This is a genomic window from Marinovum sp. 2_MG-2023, assembly GCF_030548265.1.
Classification (GTDB): Bacteria; Pseudomonadota; Alphaproteobacteria; order Rhodobacterales; family Rhodobacteraceae; genus Marinovum.
Genome location: NZ_JAUOSD010000005.1, coordinates 77,967 through 96,070, shown reverse-complemented (window position 1 = coordinate 96,070; position 18,104 = coordinate 77,967). Strand labels below are relative to the sequence as shown.

Genomic DNA, 18,104 nt, shown 5'->3' with positions numbered 1-18,104 from the left:
CATGCCGGGTGCTGTCATCCCATATACGAATTGGGCGCCATCGTATTGGCCAGGAAATGCAAAGCGTCGCGCAGCGCATCACGTGTCACCGGCCCGCCAAGGCCGACACGGATATGTTCGCCCGGCGGCCCCGTCACGGTGAATGCGTCCGAAGGCATAAGACCAATCGGCCGGCGCGCCATACGCGCAATCACATCGGCGCGGGTCACCCCCGTGGGCAGTTCGAGCCATAGGTTGAACGCATTGTCAGCCGCACGAAATTCGAACCCGCGCAGCACCTCTGCTGCGATGGCCTGTCGCGCGGCGCTTTCTGCCCGCACAAACCGGCGGATGCTGTCGGCGGTGCCATCTTCGATCCATTGGGTGGTCAGCGCCATCGACAGGGGCGAAGGCATGACCGACAACGCCCGGATCGCCTGGGTCAGATGAAAGGCGCAGCGCGGTGAGGGCGCGATGGTATAAGCCAGCCGCAGCCCCGCGCCGATGCATTTCGCCAGCCCGCCAATATGCCATGTCAGTTCCGGCGCAGACAACGCCAGCGGCGGCGGGGCCTTGGCCGGAATAAAGCCATAGGCGTCATCCTCGATCAGGGTCAGATCATGGCGCAACAGCACGGCGGCAATGGTTTCGCGGCGCGGCGCGGGGATGGTCAGCGTGGTGGGATTGTGCAGCGTCGGGTTGAGGTAAAGCGCCTTTGGCGCATGTTCGACAATCGCGGCGTCGAGCGCATCCGGCAGAATGCCATCGTCATCGGTGGCCACCCCCACCAGTTTGACACCAAACCGCCCCGCCACATTGCGAATACCCGGATAGGTCACCGCCTCGCAGAGCACGGTATCGCCCGGGCGGGTGATGATCGACAAGATCGCCGCCATCGTCGCATGGGCCCCCGGCGTCACCGCCACCCGTTCCAGCGCCGGCACCATGCCGCGCATCGACAGCCAGCTTGATGCGGCGGTTTTATCGCGATCCGATCCGGTGGTGGATTGATAGCGCAACAGATCAATCAGATTGGCGGACACATATCCCAACCCCTCCTGCATCCGGCGCAACAGCTCTGGATCGGTGGGTTCGGGGGGCATGTTCATCGACAGGTCTTCTTCGCCCGCGCGGGCGGTGTCGGGGGTATTTGACACCACGCTGCCGCGCACGAATGTGCCCCGCCCGACGTGGCTTTCGACATGGCCACGCGCCTGCGCCTCGGAATAGGCGCGCGACACGGTGGTGAAATCAATGCCCAGAACCTCGGCCAATTTGCGTTGCGGCGGCAGACGGGTGCCATCGGCCAGGCGCCCGCGCCGGATGTCATGCGCAATGGCATCGGCAATCGCCAGATAGCGGGGTTTGCCATTTTCAAGGCCGGTGGGGGTCCATGTGATCATTGCTGTGCCTTCGTCTTTTTGCCTGCTTACGCCAATTGCCCGACAATTTGAAGGGGTATTGTATGGATTGATGCGACTCAGCCGATTGCGGGGCTGATGCACCTTTGGGGCCGGAAATTGTAGGGCAATTGATCGGTTTTGCACAAATTACAGGCTATTTTCGCCACATTTCGGAAAATCATCCGATAATATTGTATGCAAATTGCACTGACAATTGATTCATACAATCGGACTGCTGCACCAATTGTTGCATCACAACGCAACAACAGAAAGCGGATCACACGATGCCCGAAGTCACCAAAGAGATGCACAAAGACGGCGATTTTTTCGTCAACTACGAAGAAAAAGTTTTCGAAGACGTCAAGGCGGACGAAGGCGAAAAGGCACTTGTGACCTTTCACACCGTGGCCTTCGAAGGGTCGATCGGGCTGGTCAATATCCTGAATGCGATCCGGCTGAACCGCAAAGGGTATGAAACCTCGATCCTGCTGTATGGCCCCGGCGTCACCCTGGGCATTCAACGCGGGTTCCCGACGCTGGGCGATGAGGCGTTCCCCGGCCACCAGAACTTTGCCGTCAATCTGAACAAATTCATGGGCGAAGGCGGCAAGGTCTATGCCTGCCGGTTTGCGCTTCAGGCGCTGTATGGCCACGGCGAACCGTCGCTGTTGCCGGGTATTATCCCGATTGCGCCGCAGGACGTGCTGGATTGCATCCTGCTGCACAAAAAGGCGGATGCGGTGATCCTCGACACCTGGACTGTCTGATCGCCGAGGGCCGGATTGGGCGTTCTCCCCCGTCTGATCCGGCCAAATTTTTCGAAACCAAAAAGGCCACCACGCATGAGAACCGACATCGTTCGCGCCGCCGCCGTTCAGATCGCGCCCGATCTGTCGGGGCGTGCCGGCACCATTGAACGGGTGCTGAATGCCATCGCCGAAGCGGCGGACAAGGGCGCAGAGTTCATCGTATTTCCCGAAACCTTTGTGCCCTATTACCCCTATTTCAGCTTTGTTCTGCCGCCGGTTCAGCAAGGCGCGGCGCATCTGGAATTGATGCAAGAGGCGGTTGTCGTGCCGTCGCCGGAAACCCAAGCGGTGGCCGATGCGGCGCGCAAACGCGGGGTTGTGGTGGTGCTGGGGGTGAACGAGCGTGACCATGGATCGCTGTTCAACACCCAGTTGATATTTGATGCCGATGGCACGCTGGCGCTGAAACGACGCAAGATCACGCCGACCTATCATGAACGCATGGTTTGGGGCCAGGGCGATGGCGCGGGGCTAAAGGTGGTGGACACCAAAGTGGGCCGCGTTGGGGCGCTGGCCTGTTGGGAACATTACAATCCGCTGGCGCGCTATGCGCTGATGACCCAGCACGAAGAAATTCACGCCGCGCATTTCCCCGGTAGTTTGGTCGGCCCGATTTTCGGCGAACAGATCGAAGTGACGATGCGCCATCACGCGCTGGAGGCGGGCTGTTTTGTGGTCAATGCCACCGGCTGGCTGAGTGAGGATCAGATCACATCGCTGCACCCCGATCCCAAGCTGCAAAAGGCGATGCGCGATGGGTGCATGACCTGCATCATCAGCCCCGAAGGCCGGCATCTGTGCGATCCGATCACCGAAGGCGAAGGCATTGCAATCGCCGATCTGGACATGCGGCTGATCGCCAAACGCAAGCGGATGATGGACAGCGTCGGGCATTATGCGCGGCCTGAATTGCTCAGCCTCAATCACGATATGCGCCCCGCTGTGACGCGCCATACCCAAGACCCGATTGCCACCACCGACCCAGAGGAGACGCCGGAAAATGTCTGATACTGCGACGCTTATCAATGACTTGCAAACCCGGGGCATGCGGCTGGTTGATCCGCGTGCCGGACAGGAAAGCCGCCGGGGCGGGGCCGGGCCATCCGATCACAAGGCGATCACCATTGGCGACCGGACGGTCATGATCCCGGTGCATACCGCGCCATCCTTTGACAGCCCCTTTCTGGTAGAGGCGCCGGATGCCACCGGCGCAGCGCGGGTGCTGCGTGACGGGGCCGAGGTGGCGCAGGTGCGTTTTCCCACGCGGGCGAAATTCTATCAACGCAAGACAGCGGATGGCATTCCCTATAGCCATATTGCGACGTTGCATTCGCGGGATGTGCTGGCGACCACGGTGCTGCAGACCTGTATCCGCTATGAAAGCCGCAAGAAGACCTGTCAGTTTTGCTCGATCGGTCAGAGCCTTGCCGCCGGGCGCACCGTTGCCCACAAAACCCCCGCACAACTGGCCGAAGTGGCCAAAGCCGCGGTCGAACTGGACGGCGTGACCCATATGGTTTTGACCACCGGCACGCCGGCGGGAAAGGACCGGGGCGCCAAGGTGCTTTGCGAAAGTGCCGAGGCGATCAAGGCGGCGGTGGACCTGCCACTTCAAGGGCAATGCGAACCACCCGAAGACGACGCATGGCATCAGCGGATGTTCGACGCCGGGATTGATACGCTTGGCATGCATTTAGAGGCTGTGACGCCCGAAGTGCGCAACCGGATCATGCCGGGCAAGGCCAGCGTGCCGCTGGAAAAGTATTTTTCCAGCTTTGAGGCGGCGGTCAAGGTATTCGGGCGCGGGCAGGTGTCGACCTATATTCTGGCCGGTCTGGGCGACACCCCGCGCGCGATTCTGGAGATGAGCGAAAAGCTCTGTGATATGGGGGTCTATCCCTTTGTGGTGCCCTTTGTGCCGATTTCGGGCACGCCATTGGAAAGCCACCCCGCCCCGACATCGGAATTCATGGCATCCATCCTGCGCCCGCTGGGCGCGATGATTGCGCGGGCCGGCATCGACTCGTCCAAGATGAAGGCGGGCTGTGGCAAATGCGGCGCCTGTTCGGCGTTGGCAACCTATGAAAAGCTGAAAGTCCCGGCGCAGGTGCCCGCATGATCGAGCTTGAACCCCGCCAGTTTCAATGCCCCGGCTATTACATTCGCGCCGCATCCAAACCGTTTGAGGCCAGCGGCGCGGCGGCCCTGCGCCAGCGTGTCTTTGTCGAAGAACAGCGGATTTTCCCTGATCACGACCGGGACGAGACCGATTTGATTGCCACCCATCTGGTGGCGATGTCCACCTATGCCCATGAAGCGGACGAAGTTGTCGGCACCGTGCGCATTCACGAAGAAACGCCGGGCGTGTGGTGGGGATCGCGATTGGCCGTCGATCAGAGTTTTCGTCACGTCGGTCGGCTGGGCGCGGAATTGATCCGGCTGGCGGTGTCGACCGCCAATGCACGCGGCTGCACCCGGTTTCTGGCCCATGTGCAGATGCAAAATGTGGTGCTGTTTCGCCGGTTGCGCTGGGAACGGCTGGAAGAGGTGATGATCCAGAACACCCCCCACATGAAAATGCAAGCGGACCTGAACCACTATCCCCCCTGCGATGATCCGGTGTCCGGCTGGTATCACCGCCCCCGCATCAGAGAGATGCGGAAATGAGCCTCGCCGATCTGACCGACGCGCTGCGCGCACATCCTTCGGTCCAATCAAAACTGGGCATCTCCAGGACAACGGCGGCGCTGGGGCTTGCGGCCTCCAGCCCCGGCACCCCGGGGGACGATGCCGCCCCCCTGCCCCGTGACGGCGGTTATGATCTTTTGGCGGGCGAAGGTTTCATCCCGGCCTTTGTCAAAGATGATCCGTGGTTTGCAGGCTGGTGCGCGGTGATGGTCAACCTGTCGGATATTGCGGCGATGGGCGGACGGTCCGTGGCACTGGTGGATCAAATCTGGGCCCCGGATGACGACACGGCAAAGCCCCTGTTGCAGGGGTTGCGCGATGCGGCGGATCGCTATGGCGTGCCGCTGGTGGGCGGCCATACCAATCTGTCCGCCCCGGATCTGGGCATTGCGGCCACGGTGTTTGGCCGGGCCGAACAGTTGATCACCAGCTTTGACGCCCGCCCCGGCGATCTGTTGATTGCGGCGGTGGATCAGCGCGGCAGCTATCGCAACTTTGACAATTATTGCGCCGCTCTGGATGCGCCCGGCGATAGGCTGCGCCGCGATCTAGCGCTCTTGCCGGAACTGGCCGAGGCCGAATTGGTGCGCGCGGGCAAAGACATAAGCCAGGCCGGGATGATCGGAACCGCGCTGATGCTGGCGGAATGTTCGGGGGTTGGCATGACAATTGACCTTGATGCGATCACCCCGCCACCGGGCGTGCCAATGGACCGTTGGCTGCGCAGCTTTCCCAGCTTTGGCTTTCTTTTGTCGGTCGCGCCGGAATGGGCGAATGCGGTCTGTGGCCGTTTTGCCGTGCGCGGGATCGACGCCGCCCCGATTGGGCGCGTGACCGAGGGCAGCGCCGTGACGCTGACCCATGACGGGGACAGCGCGCTGTTCTGGGACCATGCGACCACCCCTTACATGAACCTCGGAGAGTCTGATGCCTGAAACCATTTGGACCGTGCGCTGGCCTGATGGCCGCGAAGAAGCGCTGTATTCGCCCTCCACCGTGGTGGCCGAATTGTTCACCCCCGGTCAAAGCTATCCGCTGGCCGATTTCCAGACCCGGGCGCGCATCGCGTTGGAACGCGCATCGAACCGGGTCGCGGCGAAATATGGCTTTGCCTGTTCCTCGGCGATGGATCAGCTCGACAAGATCGAGGCGCGGGTGGCGGAATTTGACGGTGCCGCCACGGGCGACGTCACCTGTCTGAAGATCACCCAGTGAGACCCCGAATGAGGACAACATCAATGCAAGAGACGCAGATCAATCATATCCCGGTCGTTATCGTGGGCGGTGGTCAGGCCGGGCTTTCGACCGCGTGGTGCCTGAAGAAAAAGGGCATTGAAAGCGTGGTGTTTGAGCGCCACACCAAGTTTCAATCCTGGCGGCACAATCGCTGGGACAGTTTTTGCCTTGTGACCCCGAACTGGCAGTGCCGGTTGCCCGATTTCCATTATGACCGCGATTATGGCGGGGCCGATCCCGACGGTTTCATGCTGCGTGACGAGATCACAGAATATCTTGATGCCTTTGCCGAAAAGACCCAGCCCGATCTGCGCGAAGGTGTCAGCGTCACGCGTGTGACGCCCCAGCAGACAGGTTATATCATCGAAACATCAGCCGGGGTTTGGGCCTGTGATCAGGTGGTGATTGCCACCGGCGGTTATGACACGCCGATTGAACCGGGCTATGCCAAGAACCTGTCGCCGGACATCTTTCAGATGCATTCGGTCGATTATCGCCGGGTGGATCAATTCCCCGAAGGCGGGGTTTTGATTGTGGGCACCGGGCAATCCGGGGTCCAGCTGATGGAGGATTTCACCCGCGCCGGGCGCGATGTGCATCTGGCCGTCGGCCCCGCGCCGCGCAGTCCGCGCAAATATCGCGGGCGCGATGCCACCGATTGGCTGTTTGATGCCGGGATCTATGATGTGACGATTGATCAGCATCCCGATCCGGTCAAGGCGATGACCCAGACCAACCACTATATGTCGGGCCGGGACGGCGGCAAGGAAATCGACCTGCGCCAGTTTCATGTCGATCACGGGGTCGAGCTTTATGGCTCATTGGCCAATATGGACGGCACGCAGGTGGAATTCCTGCCCGATCTGGCCAAGAACTTGGATGATGCGGACAAATCCTATGTTGGCATCCGCACCCAGATCGACGCCTATATTGCGCGCGAAGGCATTGATGCCCCGTCAGAGCCGCCCTTTGCCCCGGTCTGGACGCCAGAGGTGGAGCGCACTGAAATTGATCTGGCCGAGGCGGGCGTCACATCGGTGTTGTGGGCCATCGGATTTCGCCCGGATTATTCCTGGATCGAGGCCGATGTGTTTGACGCCCGTGGCAAGCCGCAGTTCCATCGCGGCGTGACGGCACAGCCAGGATTGCATTTCATCGGCTTGGGATGGCTGAACACCTGGGGATCGGGGCGGTTCCTGGGGATCGAAGAAGACAGCAAATATCTGGCCGATCAGATCGCCGGGCAATTGGCACAGGTCGCAGCATGAGTGTCGCCGTTCTGCGCCCAATTGCCCCCGCGCCCGAAAGCCGCGCGGGGCTGACCCTTGGCATGGCGCAATTGTCGCCTTTTGGTCTGTCGGAACAATGGCTGTTGCGCGATTGCGGCGACCGGCATTGGGGGTTGATCGCAGAGGCAGCAGGGTCCGGCATGGCGTTTCACAGCGCGGATGGCACCCCAGTTTATGCCGCCTTCTGTGCCACATCGGTCACACTGGCCACAGCCCCGAAGCTGGGTTCACAGGCAGAGGTTCAATCAAGCCTGTTCGATGTGGCCCCGCAAAGAATTGGATCGGTGCATCACGTCACCGGCCCGTCGGGCAAATTGGCCACGGTGCGGATGATCAGCTGTTTTCTGAGCCATGATGGCAGCGGATCGAACCGCCGCTTGTTCCGCAACACACTGGCCGGGCTGGACGATCTGCCGCCACCGCCTGCGGATCTGGTGGGGCTGCTCGACCGTTCGCGCGTTTTGGCCCGCATGGCCCGCGCCACGCAGGGGGATGAAACGCTGTTGCAATACACGCCGCTGCCAGCGCTGGATTTCAACGCGGTTGGGCTGCTTTATTTCCCGGTATTTTCCAAGATCGCCGAAATGGCCGCCCAAACCACACCGTTGCAGCACCGCACCGTGGTTCACCTGGGCAACATCGACCCCGGCGAAACCGTCACTGTGTCACGCGCGGGGCCGCAATTGCTGTTGCAGGCCGGGGATCGGACCATCGGCATCGCCGAAAGCGGCTAGGGTCAGGGCCCATAAATCCTGCGCCCGCGCTCAGACATCCCAGACCATGCGAAACCCCTGATGGGTGGTGGTGCTGTCGGGTGAATTGCCCGACCGCGCGGCGATGCGGTATCGGTGGCAATAGCTGCTGTGGCACAGGAACGACCCACCTTTCAGCAGCTTATAGCCCTTCATCCCGCTCATCCGCGCCTTGACCTGCTTTTTCAACGACCGGATGCGAAACGGCTCTGCGGTCCATTCCCAGATGTTGCCAACCATATTGAACAACCCGTATCCATTGGCCTCAAACGACTGTGCCGGGGCGGTCGCAAGGTATCCGTCAACACCGTTGTTCACATCGGGAAAGCGCCCCTGCCAGATATTGCAGGGCAAGAACCCGGTATCATCGGGGTCTTCATCGCCCCAAGGATAGCGCACATCGCCCAGCCCGCCACGCGCGGCATGCTCCCATTCGGCCTCGCTTGGCAAACGCCCGCCGGCCCATGCGGCATAGGCGCGGGCGTCATTCCAAGACAGTTGAACCGCTGGATGATCAGGATGCCAGGCCGTCGCCGCAGTCCCCGGACCGTTGATGTCACGCCAGTTTGCGCCATCAACACGCCGCCACCATTCGACACCAACCACCCCTTCGGTTGGGCCCAGCGTGTCAGGCACCTGTGACCAGAACACGAAGGACCAGCCGAATTGCTCCGCTTCGGTCACATAGCCGGTATCGGTGACGAATTCTTCGAATTCGGCATTGGTGACAGAGGTCTTGCCGATGCGAAACGGTTTGACCTGCGACTTGCGCAGCGGGCTTTCACCATCGTCGGGAATGATCTCATTGGCAGTGCCAACCAGACCACGGCCGCCGGGGATCAGCTGCGCCGTTGCGGCCAGATCTTTTGCAGAGGTCCGCAGGCCTTGCGGCGCGGCGGGGGGGCGGGGCGACGTCGTCGTTGCGGCGGCGGGCGCTGATGCCGCCGACCGACCGGCCGGCGCACAGCAAGACGTTTTGGATGTGGTCACAGTTCGAAAGCTTCCTTGCACCCCGACGCCACGCGCCGGGAAAATCACGGATGGGCCGCCAGTGTCGGTCATTCTCCGGGGCTGTGCAACCGGGCATATCCCGAAACACCCGCCTGCGTCAGCCCGACCTCTGCCCCCGCCAAGCCTTCACCTGGATCCTGTCACCTGTTCTCCCCGGTAGCTTAGTCTCCGTCGGCCACACCAGCCGCGCGATTGCGGGCCACCCGTGCCCGATAGCTTGGCAGCAGGATCAGGAACACCGCAATCACCAACAGCCCCAATGTCATCGGCCGCTCCCAGATAAACGACACCCCATCATAAAGCTGCATCGAACGGGCAAAGTTGTTTTCCAGCATGCCCCCAAGGATGAAACCGATCAACAGCGGCGCCAACGGATAATCCGCGAATTTCAACGCCGTGGCACAGACCCCAAACCCCACAAGGATCAACAGTTCGGTGGCGTTGTTCTGACCGATATAGGCCCCCATCAGGGTGAAAAACAAAATGAACGGGATCAGAAAATTGCGCGGGATCGCCAGCACTTTGGCAATATAGGGGATCAATGGCAGGTTCAGGATCAGCAACACCAGATTGCCGATGAACATCGACATGATCACCGCCCAGAAGATCTGGGGGTTGTCGATCATCAACCGCGGCCCCGGCGACACATTCAACGCGATCAGCGCCCCCAGCAGGATCGCCGTGGTGCCCGACCCCGGAATGCCAAGGGTCAGCAGCGGCACAAACGACCCGGTGCAGGCGGCGTTGTTGGCGGTTTCCGGCGCGGCCAGCCCCTTGATCGAGCCTTTGCCAAATTCATCCTGCTCCGCCTTGGTCGCGATATTGCGTTCCACAGCATAGCCCAGGAAACTGGCAATCGTTGCCCCCGCCCCCGGCAACACGCCAATGAAAAACCCTTGAATCGACTGGCGCCCGATCACCGGCGCAATGGCGCGGGCTTCTGAACGGGTGATGCGCAAATCCTTGATCTCGCCGTCTGCGCTGCCTGCGTCTTTTGGTTTCAGCACCAGAAACAATGCCTCGGGCAGGGCGAACATCGCCATCGCCAGAGTGATGAAGCCAAAGCCGGATTGCAGATCCATGATGCCGGCGGTGAACCGTGGCAGGTTGAACAACGCGCCTTCGCCGACTGTGGCCATGATCAGCCCCAGCACCGTCATCACCATCGCCTTGGCCACCTGACCGGTGCCGGCAAAGGCGGCAATCGCCGACAGCCCCACAACCATCAGGGCAAAATATTCCGCTGAATGGAACAGCAATGCCACCGATGACAACATCGGCGCAAAGACCATCAGCAAGATCGCACCAATCGTGCCACCGGCAAAACTGGCAATCGCGGCAATGGTCAACGCCTTGCCCGCCTTGCCCTGACGCGCCATCGGATACCCATCGAAACTTGACGCGACCGTGCCCGCAACCCCCGGCGCATTCAGCAGGATGGACGAGGTCGATCCACCAAAAATGGCCCCGTAATAGACGCCCGCCAACAGGATCAGTGCCGCCGAAGGATCGCCCATGGAAATTGCAACCGGGATCATGATGGCGATGATCGACATCGGCCCCAATCCCGGCAACATACCGATGAACGTGCCAATCAGACAGCCTGCGATTACCATCAGCAGGTTCTGCAATGACATGGCCGTTTGCAGGCCGATAAGAAGTCCCTCTAGCATATCAACCTCCCAGAACGCCGGGCAAGGGGCGCATATAGATGCCCAAAACCTGCTGAACGAGATACCAAACGATCATCGTGGCAATCACCGCAACCGAGATCATGAGAAGGTATTTGCGCTCGCCCAAAACAAATGAGCCAAGAAACAAGAAGGCCGTGGTGGACAGGATGAACCCCACCGGGCGCAGGCACAGCGCATAGGCCACCATCAGACCCAGCAACAAAACCGCCTGACCCAGTTTGTATTCGTGCAATCGGCGGTAATCTATTTCCGCTTCGGTGGGCTCTGATTTTTCGATACCCGACACGATCACCAAACAGGCACCAACCGCCAGAACCGACAGAACCTTGGGAAAGGTGCTGGGCCAGATCGGGTTTCGTTTCATGAACGGCGCAAGGCCCGCGTCCATCGTGAACCATGCGGTGTAGCCATAAACCAGAGAAACCCCCAGCAATATCAGTGCGATCCAGCGATCCAGCGCCATGATGTCCTCTCCTCCAACCGGCAAAAAGGGCAGAGCGGCACACCGCCCTGCCCCAAGTGTTTTTTACAGGAAGCCCAGTTTTTTCATCAGCTCGCCGATGACTTCTTCCTGGCCCTCAAGGAAGGCTTTGAAATCATCGCCGGGATTATGGATGTTGACCCAACCGTTACGCGCACGCACTTCTTCCCATTCCGGGGTGTCATACATCTTGGCGATGGCATCCTGGTACATCGCGGTGGTTTCCGCCGGCAGACCCGGCGCCCCGAAAAAGCCGCGCCAGTTCACAAAGCTGGTGTCGATGCCCTGTTCTTTCATGGTCATCGCATCCGGGGCGGCCGGCACGCGTTCGTCCGCGGTCACACCAATAATCTTCACTTCACCGGCTTCGGCCAGATCAATTGCTTCGGACAGGCCGGTGGACAGGGCCGCAATCTCGCCCGAGAGCAGCGCCGCCATGGCTTTGCCACCCGCATCATAGGGGATGTATTTGACGCCCAGCGCATCCTTGCCCGCAGCCTCCATCACCATGGCCGCCACCAAATGGTCCAGACCACCCGGAACCGAACCGCCGCCAATCGCCGTGCCCGACGGATCGGCATCGTAGGCGGCAATCAGATCGGTCATGTTGTTGACCGGGCTGTCCTTGCCCACCACGATTGCGGCATAATCGCCGATGGTGCCAGCGACCAGGGTCAGGTCGCGGAAGCTTTGCGGGAATACACCCGTCAACGACCGGATGACGATCGGGGTCGAATTGACCATCAACGTGCCGTGGTTGCTTTCGGCGTTTTCTATCAGATAGCCGATGGCCTTGCCACCGCCGCCACCGGACATGTTTTCATAAGATGCGCTGCCCACCAGGCCGGCCTTGGTCAATGCCTCGCCGGTGCCACGCGCGGTGCCATCCCAGCCGCCGCCTGCGCCGCCGGGGATCAGAAAGTGGATGCTGTCCAGAACCTGATGGCCCCCGGCGGAAACGCTGGATGCCAGGCCCATCGCGGCCACAGCCGCTGCGATCAGGGCTCTGCGGCCCAGTTTCAAAGTGGTCATATTTTCCTCCCAATTGACAACTGTCCGCGCTGCGGCTCAGTTGTGGGGATACAAACATGGCAACCTGACACTAACCTGTCACCAATTCGAAACGGCGCAGGCACCGCATGAAATTCCTCCTCGTCGAAGACAATCAAGAGCTGGCCAAGGCGATCGCATCGCGGATGGTTCTGGACGGTCATGTCGTTGAACATGCACCGGATTTGGCGGATGCGACCGAATTCATCGCGACCGGGGAATTCGATCTGATCCTGCTGGACATCATGTTGCCGGATGGGGATGGCCGCCGGTTTCTGGAGGGTCTGCGCACCCGTGATCTGGACACGCCGGTGATCGTTCTGACCGCGCGCAGCCAGGTGTCCGACCGAATCGACTCGCTTGATCTGGGGGCGGATGACTATGTCACCAAGCCGTTTGATCATGCCGAACTGGAGGCGCGCTGCCGGGCGGTTTTGCGGCGCAAGGCGGGCAAAGCACAGACCGTGGTGGCCCTTGGCGGTATCATCTTTGATCCGGTAGCAGGCAAGATGTCGGTCCGGGGCGAAAATGTCACCCTGCGCAACCGGGAACTGCGTCTTCTGGAACTGTTGATCAACGCCCCCGGCCAGGTCTTTTCGAAACACAAACTGTCGGACCGGCTGTTTTCCTACGACGCCGAGACCTCGGAAAATGCGATCGAGGTCTATATCGGCCGGCTGCGCAAACATCTGGAAAATTCCGATCTGAAAATCACCACCCTGCGCGGAATCGGCTATCGGCTTGATCATGAAATCTAGCCTGCCCATCTCGATGTCGCTGCGCAATCGGCTGGTGTTGACGCTGATCGGCGGTGCCGCGCTTCTGGCCCTGTTGCTGTTCTTTGCCATCCGCAACTTTGCCACCCAGGTGGCCCAGCAGGGCCAGGACAATATTCTGCGCGCTTCGGTGACCACCATTCTGGATGCGGCTGCGATCCGGGATGGGCTGGTGGAAATTGATCTGCCCTATGCGGCCTTTTCCATGTTGACCACCGCGTCGGACGACCGGATTTTCTATGCGATCTATCAGGATGACACGTTTTTATCCGGCTACCGTGAACTGACGCCCGCCAAATCGCGCGGCGCGCGCGAAGGCAGTTTTCAAACGCGCCAATTCCGCGATCAGACCGTGCGGGTGGTCACCGCCCAGCGCAGCCTGATCGGGGTGAACAAACGCACCGTGATCCGGGTCGCGCTGGCCCAGACCCAGGATGCGCTGGCCGGCACCTTGCAACAGATTTCCCGAACTGCGGCGCTGTTTGGCACCGGCTTTTTCGCGCTTGCGGCGATGTTATCGTTCTGGGTCACCGCCTCGACAATCGGCCAGCTCAAGCGGTTGACCGATTCCGTCACCCGACGCGGCCCACAGGATCTCAGCCCGTTTGAAAAACCCGTGCCTTCGGAAATGGCCCCGTTGGTCACCTCACTGAATTCCCTGATGGGGCGGCTTGATCATTCGCTGCGCCAATCCGAAGATTTCATCGCCGAAGCGGCCCATCGCGTGCGCACGCCGCTGGCCACTGTGCGCTCTTATGCCGAGGCAACCTTGCAACGGGTCGACAAAGAGGAAAATCGCCAGGCCATGCGCGCGATGGTGCGGGCCATCGACGAAAGCTCACGCGCGGCGGGGCAATTGCTCGACCATGCGATGATTACCTTTCGCGCCGATCACCTCGACCTTCAGAACATCGACCTTGTCGCTTTGGTGGAGGATCTTGTGCTGCGTCTGACCCCCATCGCCGAAATGAAGGATCTGGAATTGCGGCTACAGAGCGACACCAAGGTGAATTACCTCTGCGATCCGATCCTGATCCAAAACGCGATACGCAATCTCGTCGACAATGCGCTGAAATATTCCCCCAGCGAAAGCCGGGTCGACATTCAGGTCACAGCCGAGCCGAATGTCCAAATCATTGTCAGAGACAGCGGGCCCGGCTTTGCCCATGCCGAAGTAGACACGCTGACAACGCGATTCAAACGCGGATCAAACGCCGAAGGCACCATTGGCTCGGGGTTGGGATTGACCATTGCCGCCGATGTGGCCACGGCCCATGGCGGGACACTCATCCTGAAAAACCGGGCGGAGGGCGGCGCATGCGCAACATTGTCACTCTGATCTTCTGGCTCTGGCCTTTGGCCGTATTTGCCCAGGAATGGGAAGATCGCCAAGTCTTTGGCCCGCCAGACGCCGAACAAACCCTGACCATCCTGTCCAGCACCGACACATCGCTGTTTGCGCCAATTATCGGGGATTTTGTCGCGCGCTTTCCCGAGGTGTCAATCAACTACCTTGTGACGGGCACGGCGGATATAGATCATATTTTCCGCGCCAACCCGGACGGCTATGATCTGGTGATTTCCAGCGCGATGGACCTACAGTTGAAAATCGCCAATGACGGGTTGGCCCGCCCGTTGCCAAATGTGGCGCACCCGGCCTGGGCACATTGGCGCAAGAGCCTGTTTGCCTTCACCTCGGAACCCGCCGCGATTGTCCTCAACCGTGCCGATTTTGCCGGGCACCCGCTGCCGCAAACCCGACAGGACCTGATCGAGGCGATGCGCGCCCGCCCCGAGGTCTTTCGCGACCGGGTTGGCACATATGACGTGCGCAACTCTGGTGTCGGGTATCTGTTCGCCACCCAGGACGCCCGCGCCTCGGAAACTTATTGGCGTTTGATGGAGGTCATGGGCGGTCTGGATGTGCGGCTTTATTGCTGTTCCGGCGACATGATTGACGATCTTGCCGATGGCACCATCGCAGTCGCCTATAATGTGTTGGGAAGTTACGCGACCGCCCGCGAGGAAAGCCAGAACAGCCTTCAGGTGATCTATCCGTCGGATTTTCCAACCACGATGATGCGCACGGCCATGGTGTCGCGCACTGCGCCCAACCCAGCCGCAGCAGAGGCCTTTGTCCGGCATTTGATCACATTGCAGTCTCTGGGGGATACCGACGTCTTTCCCTTGCCGCCGTTGAACGCCCAGTTGAACGATACCGAGAATGCGACAATCGCATTGGAACCGGCGTTGATGACCTTTCTCGACACATTGAAACGCCGCAGGTTTCTGGCCGAATGGGAAGATGCCGTAATTCAGGAACGTCCATCAATTGGGCGCTGATTGTTGGGCCGGTAATTGTTTGGCCTACAAACAAAACACCTGTCATCGCCGCCCGGCCACTGCCCGCCAGAGTGGAAACCACGGTCTGGCGGGCAGTGGCAGTGGCCGCTAGCCAACACGCTTCCCATGGGACCAGACGCCGCGCACCACCGGCAAGGCATGAGACGGACCATCAGACAGGCGCACCCGCACCAGATCGGCAACCAGCCCCGGTGCAATCCGCCCCCGATCCGTCAATCCTACGGCACGGGCCGGCGCATCCGAAACCGTGGCAATGGCACGCGGCAAATCCCCCCAAACCCCGGACAACCGAAACGCCGCCTGGATCAAACCGGCCGGCACATAATCCGACGACAGGATATCAAGCAGCCCGGCCTCGGCCAACGTGGCGGCCGCGACATTGCCGGAATGCGATCCCCCCCGGATCAGGTTTGGCGCTCCCATCATAATCGCGATGTTCTGGTCACGACAGGCGGCGGCGGCCTCCTCGGTGGTGGGGAATTCCGCCAGCCGCACGCCATGATCCGCCGATTGCGCGACCTGCGCCGCCGTCGTGTCATCATGGCTGGCCAGCACCGCGCCCAACCGCCGCGCGGCGGCCACTGCGGCAGCTTCATGGGCGTCGCCCAACCGGTCGCGCAAATCCATAAGGTTTGCCACATGGGCGGTGTATTCGGCATCGCTCAGGCCGTATTTTCCCACCAGATATTCGCGCAGCTTGCTGGCGTCGCGGAACTGCCGCTGCCCCGGCGTGTGATCCATCAGGCTGATCAGGCCGATGTCCTCGCCCACACCGAATTCCGCCAGTTCCTCGATCAGGGTTTCCGAACACACCTCGGCGCGCAGATGGATCAAATGCGAAATCCGCAACGCCCCCCGCCGCTTCATGCCCAGCAACTCCGAAGCCACATTCCGTGCATATTTGCCGTAACTCGACCGGTCCTCTGACACCACCGATCCGACCCGCAGGGCGTCAAACACCGTGGTGATCCCACAAGAGGCCAACTCGCCGTCATGCGCCAAAATGGCCGCATCATGCGGCCAATTCACCCCCGGACGTGGCTGCATATGGCGTTCCAGGTTGTCGGTGTGCAATTCGATCAACCCCGGGATAAGCAGATCCCCCCCAAGGTCCACCGCCCCTGCCGGAACCGCATCCCCTTCTTCAACACCAACAATTTGACCGGCCTCCACGATGACACGGCCCGTCATTTCAGAATCCGACAGCACAATCCGTGCATTCGCCAGAGTGAAATCGCGATCTTGTTGCTGTTCCGGGGCCTCGACCCCGGTGCTGACCATCACATCCATCTCATCTATCCTTGTTCTGCATCTGCCAAAGACAGCGCCGCCAATGCCGCGCGCACCGTCTCTTGCAAGGGGCCGTCATTGTTGATTGTCACCCCCGGCACATTGCCGGGAACGGGCGCGCCACTTCGGGCCAACCGGCGGGCAATGGCCTCCGGGGTTTCACGCCCGCGTGCCGCCAATCGCCGGGCCAGGGTTTCGGGGGCTGCCGTGACATTCAGCGCCAGCACTGCCGGAAACACCGCCTTGGCCTCGGCCAATGCGCCGCGCGACAGATTGGCGATCACGCTGGTGCCATCGCGCGCCGCCGCCACCGCCGACGTTGGAATGCCATACCGCAAATCATGCGCCCCCCAGCAGAGGCAGAACGCACCCGCCGCCGCCATCGAGGCAAATTCCGCGCTCGATACCGCGCAATAATCTTCACCGCCCAGATCGCGTGGCCGCGTGATCACCCGCCGCACCCTCACCAACGCAGGCTGCGCCGCAACCAAGGCGTCGATCAGACTGTCCTTGCCCACGCCAGAGGGCCCCACAACTGCAATCAATCGCCCCGGCTGTGCCATCACGCGGCCCGCGCCGGGGTATAACTGGTGACATCCACCTCGCGATCCGCAACCTGTGCGCGGGCCTCTTCGTCATGGAAAATCCCGACAATCGCCGCCCCGCCGGCCTTGGCCTCTTCGATCAACTCCAGCACAATCGCGCGGTTCGCCCCGTCAAGGCTGGCGGTGGGTTCATCCAGCAGCAGCGCCGGATAGGCCCGGGCAAAACCACGTGCGATATTCACCCGTTGCTGTTCGCCACCAGAAAACGTCGTCGGCGACAAGGACCAAAGCCGCTCCGGCACATTCAAGCGCGCAAGCAATTCCGCCGCGCGGGCCTGTGCCGGGGCTTCTGCGACCCCTACGGCCCGCAACGGATCCGCCACCACATCCAGCGTCGCCACACGCGGCACCACCCGCAGGAACTGGCTGACATATCCCAGAACCTCGCGCCGCATCGCCAGGATTTCACGTGGTTCCGCGCGGGTCACATCCACATCGCCCACCCGGATCACGCCAGACGCCGCAAGGTAATTGCCGTAAATCATCCGCATCAGTGTCGATTTTCCCGACCCCGACGCCCCGGTCAAGGCCACGCATTCACCGGCCTCTACATGCAGATTGGCCCCCCGCATCACCCGGATCACCGCGCTACCCTGATTGTGCAGGGTAAAGGTCTTGGACACATCAATAAGGTCGATCATGATTTCATCTGACTCCAAATATCCCGGGGTCCGGGG

General features: G+C 61.0%; 19 protein-coding genes. 11 read left to right on the top strand and 8 right to left on the bottom strand.

Annotation, left to right across the window (positions count from 1 at the left end; genetic code table 11):
- Window positions 1–14: 14 nt before the first annotated feature.
- Window positions 15–1,382, bottom strand: coding sequence for a PLP-dependent aminotransferase family protein (locus Q4577_RS07970; RefSeq protein WP_303469202.1), 1,368 nt, complete (start codon window positions 1,380–1,382; stop codon window positions 15–17).
- 284 nt (window positions 1,383–1,666) lie between these two features.
- On the opposite strand from Q4577_RS07970, the gene Q4577_RS07965 reads away from it, so the two are divergent.
- The 8 genes from Q4577_RS07965 (at window position 1,667) to Q4577_RS07930 (ending at window position 8,138) form a co-directional block, all read left to right on the top strand.
- Window positions 1,667–2,149, top strand: coding sequence for an MSMEG_0572/Sll0783 family nitrogen starvation response protein (locus tag Q4577_RS07965; protein ID WP_244688125.1), 483 nt, complete (start codon window positions 1,667–1,669; stop codon window positions 2,147–2,149).
- A gap of 75 nt (window positions 2,150–2,224) precedes the next feature.
- On the top strand, window positions 2,225–3,199 hold the full coding sequence (locus Q4577_RS07960) for a Nit6803 family nitrilase (RefSeq protein WP_303469200.1): 975 nt from the start codon (window positions 2,225–2,227) through the stop codon (window positions 3,197–3,199).
- Entirely contained in the window at window positions 3,192–4,310 is a 1,119-nt protein-coding gene (locus Q4577_RS07955; RefSeq protein ID WP_303469199.1) for an MSMEG_0568 family radical SAM protein, read from the top strand. The genes Q4577_RS07960 and Q4577_RS07955 overlap by 8 nt, the downstream gene beginning before the upstream one ends.
- The gene (locus Q4577_RS07950; protein WP_303469198.1) at window positions 4,307–4,858 is read left to right on the top strand and encodes an MSMEG_0567/Sll0786 family nitrogen starvation N-acetyltransferase; all 552 of its coding nucleotides are present in this window, start codon (window positions 4,307–4,309) and stop codon (window positions 4,856–4,858) included. The genes Q4577_RS07955 and Q4577_RS07950 overlap by 4 nt, the downstream gene beginning before the upstream one ends.
- On the top strand, window positions 4,855–5,814 hold the full coding sequence (locus tag Q4577_RS07945; protein WP_303469197.1) for a sll0787 family AIR synthase-like protein: 960 nt from the start codon (window positions 4,855–4,857) through the stop codon (window positions 5,812–5,814). Before Q4577_RS07950 ends, Q4577_RS07945 begins: the two co-directional genes overlap by 4 nt.
- Window positions 5,807–6,094 (top strand): MSMEG_0570 family nitrogen starvation response protein, encoded by a 288-nt coding sequence (locus Q4577_RS07940; protein ID WP_244688114.1) that lies wholly within the window; start codon window positions 5,807–5,809, stop codon window positions 6,092–6,094. Before Q4577_RS07945 ends, Q4577_RS07940 begins: the two co-directional genes overlap by 8 nt.
- A gap of 23 nt (window positions 6,095–6,117) precedes the next feature.
- Window positions 6,118–7,383: an MSMEG_0569 family flavin-dependent oxidoreductase gene (locus tag Q4577_RS07935; protein ID WP_303469196.1), complete on the top strand. Its 1,266-nt coding sequence runs from the start codon at window positions 6,118–6,120 to the stop codon at window positions 7,381–7,383.
- Window positions 7,380–8,138, top strand: coding sequence for a Pnap_2097 family protein (locus Q4577_RS07930; RefSeq protein WP_303469195.1), 759 nt, complete (start codon window positions 7,380–7,382; stop codon window positions 8,136–8,138). The genes Q4577_RS07935 and Q4577_RS07930 overlap by 4 nt, the downstream gene beginning before the upstream one ends.
- A 30-nt stretch (window positions 8,139–8,168) precedes the next feature.
- Here Q4577_RS07930 and Q4577_RS07925 read toward each other — a convergent pair whose 3' ends face one another.
- The 4 genes from Q4577_RS07925 to Q4577_RS07910 form a co-directional block, all read right to left on the bottom strand.
- Window positions 8,169–9,218: a formylglycine-generating enzyme family protein gene (locus Q4577_RS07925; RefSeq protein WP_303469194.1), complete on the bottom strand. Its 1,050-nt coding sequence runs from the start codon at window positions 9,216–9,218 to the stop codon at window positions 8,169–8,171.
- A 110-nt stretch (window positions 9,219–9,328) separates the two neighbouring features.
- The gene (locus Q4577_RS07920; RefSeq protein WP_303469193.1) at window positions 9,329–10,840 is read right to left on the bottom strand and encodes a tripartite tricarboxylate transporter permease; all 1,512 of its coding nucleotides are present in this window, start codon (window positions 10,838–10,840) and stop codon (window positions 9,329–9,331) included.
- 1 nt (window position 10,841) lies between these two features.
- Entirely contained in the window at window positions 10,842–11,324 is a 483-nt protein-coding gene (locus Q4577_RS07915; protein ID WP_303469192.1) for a tripartite tricarboxylate transporter TctB family protein, read from the bottom strand.
- Between the two features lie 63 nt (window positions 11,325–11,387).
- Window positions 11,388–12,374 (bottom strand): tripartite tricarboxylate transporter substrate binding protein, encoded by a 987-nt coding sequence (locus Q4577_RS07910; RefSeq protein ID WP_303469190.1) that lies wholly within the window; start codon window positions 12,372–12,374, stop codon window positions 11,388–11,390.
- A 107-nt stretch (window positions 12,375–12,481) separates the two neighbouring features.
- On the opposite strand from Q4577_RS07910, the gene Q4577_RS07905 reads away from it, so the two are divergent.
- The 3 genes from Q4577_RS07905 to Q4577_RS07895 are packed head-to-tail and all read left to right on the top strand — an operon-like array spanning window position 12,482 to window position 15,511.
- Complete coding sequence (locus Q4577_RS07905) at window positions 12,482–13,150, top strand: response regulator transcription factor (protein ID WP_303469189.1); 669 nt, start codon at window positions 12,482–12,484, stop codon at window positions 13,148–13,150.
- Window positions 13,140–14,507, top strand: coding sequence for a sensor histidine kinase (locus Q4577_RS07900; protein ID WP_303469365.1), 1,368 nt, complete (start codon window positions 13,140–13,142; stop codon window positions 14,505–14,507). The genes Q4577_RS07905 and Q4577_RS07900 overlap by 11 nt, the downstream gene beginning before the upstream one ends.
- On the top strand, window positions 14,486–15,511 hold the full coding sequence (locus Q4577_RS07895) for an ABC transporter substrate-binding protein (protein ID WP_303469188.1): 1,026 nt from the start codon (window positions 14,486–14,488) through the stop codon (window positions 15,509–15,511). The genes Q4577_RS07900 and Q4577_RS07895 overlap by 22 nt, the downstream gene beginning before the upstream one ends.
- 108 nt (window positions 15,512–15,619) lie before the next feature.
- On the opposite strand, the gene Q4577_RS07890 is transcribed toward Q4577_RS07895, so the two are convergent.
- From Q4577_RS07890 to phnL, 3 genes are read right to left on the bottom strand one after another with little or no spacing between them, the layout of a single operon-like run.
- Window positions 15,620–16,813, bottom strand: a complete 1,194-nt coding sequence (locus tag Q4577_RS07890) for an alpha-D-ribose 1-methylphosphonate 5-triphosphate diphosphatase (protein WP_303469363.1) — start codon at window positions 16,811–16,813, stop codon at window positions 15,620–15,622.
- A 14-nt stretch (window positions 16,814–16,827) separates the two neighbouring features.
- A complete protein-coding gene (gene phnN / locus Q4577_RS07885; protein WP_303469187.1) occupies window positions 16,828–17,385 on the bottom strand; it encodes a phosphonate metabolism protein/1,5-bisphosphokinase (PRPP-forming) PhnN in 558 nt (185 codons plus the stop codon).
- Window positions 17,385–18,068 (bottom strand): phosphonate C-P lyase system protein PhnL, encoded by a 684-nt coding sequence (gene phnL / locus Q4577_RS07880; protein ID WP_303469186.1) that lies wholly within the window; start codon window positions 18,066–18,068, stop codon window positions 17,385–17,387. The genes phnN and phnL overlap by 1 nt, the downstream gene beginning before the upstream one ends.
- Between the last annotated feature and the right edge of the window lie 36 nt (window positions 18,069–18,104).

Coding starts and splice junctions, on each gene's coding strand:
- Q4577_RS07920 (WP_303469193.1), bottom strand. CDS start 10,840: ATGCTAGAGGGACTTCTTATCGGCCTGCAAACGGCCATGTCATTGCAG.
- Q4577_RS07955 (WP_303469199.1), top strand. CDS start 3,192: ATGTCTGATACTGCGACGCTTATCAATGACTTGCAAACCCGGGGCATG.
- Q4577_RS07970 (WP_303469202.1), bottom strand. CDS start 1,382: ATGATCACATGGACCCCCACCGGCCTTGAAAATGGCAAACCCCGCTAT.
- phnN (WP_303469187.1), bottom strand. CDS start 17,385: ATGGCACAGCCGGGGCGATTGATTGCAGTTGTGGGGCCCTCTGGCGTG.
- Q4577_RS07935 (WP_303469196.1), top strand. CDS start 6,118: ATGCAAGAGACGCAGATCAATCATATCCCGGTCGTTATCGTGGGCGGT.
- Q4577_RS07925 (WP_303469194.1), bottom strand. CDS start 9,218: ATGACCGACACTGGCGGCCCATCCGTGATTTTCCCGGCGCGTGGCGTC.
- Q4577_RS07945 (WP_303469197.1), top strand. CDS start 4,855: ATGAGCCTCGCCGATCTGACCGACGCGCTGCGCGCACATCCTTCGGTC.
- Q4577_RS07915 (WP_303469192.1), bottom strand. CDS start 11,324: ATGGCGCTGGATCGCTGGATCGCACTGATATTGCTGGGGGTTTCTCTG.
- Q4577_RS07905 (WP_303469189.1), top strand. CDS start 12,482: ATGAAATTCCTCCTCGTCGAAGACAATCAAGAGCTGGCCAAGGCGATC.
- Q4577_RS07950 (WP_303469198.1), top strand. CDS start 4,307: ATGATCGAGCTTGAACCCCGCCAGTTTCAATGCCCCGGCTATTACATT.
- Q4577_RS07940 (WP_244688114.1), top strand. CDS start 5,807: ATGCCTGAAACCATTTGGACCGTGCGCTGGCCTGATGGCCGCGAAGAA.
- Q4577_RS07900 (WP_303469365.1), top strand. CDS start 13,140: ATGAAATCTAGCCTGCCCATCTCGATGTCGCTGCGCAATCGGCTGGTG.
- Q4577_RS07910 (WP_303469190.1), bottom strand. CDS start 12,374: ATGACCACTTTGAAACTGGGCCGCAGAGCCCTGATCGCAGCGGCTGTG.
- Q4577_RS07960 (WP_303469200.1), top strand. CDS start 2,225: ATGAGAACCGACATCGTTCGCGCCGCCGCCGTTCAGATCGCGCCCGAT.
- Q4577_RS07930 (WP_303469195.1), top strand. CDS start 7,380: ATGAGTGTCGCCGTTCTGCGCCCAATTGCCCCCGCGCCCGAAAGCCGC.
- phnL (WP_303469186.1), bottom strand. CDS start 18,068: ATGATCGACCTTATTGATGTGTCCAAGACCTTTACCCTGCACAATCAG.
- Q4577_RS07965 (WP_244688125.1), top strand. CDS start 1,667: ATGCCCGAAGTCACCAAAGAGATGCACAAAGACGGCGATTTTTTCGTC.
- Q4577_RS07895 (WP_303469188.1), top strand. CDS start 14,486: ATGCGCAACATTGTCACTCTGATCTTCTGGCTCTGGCCTTTGGCCGTA.
- Q4577_RS07890 (WP_303469363.1), bottom strand. CDS start 16,813: ATGGTCAGCACCGGGGTCGAGGCCCCGGAACAGCAACAAGATCGCGAT.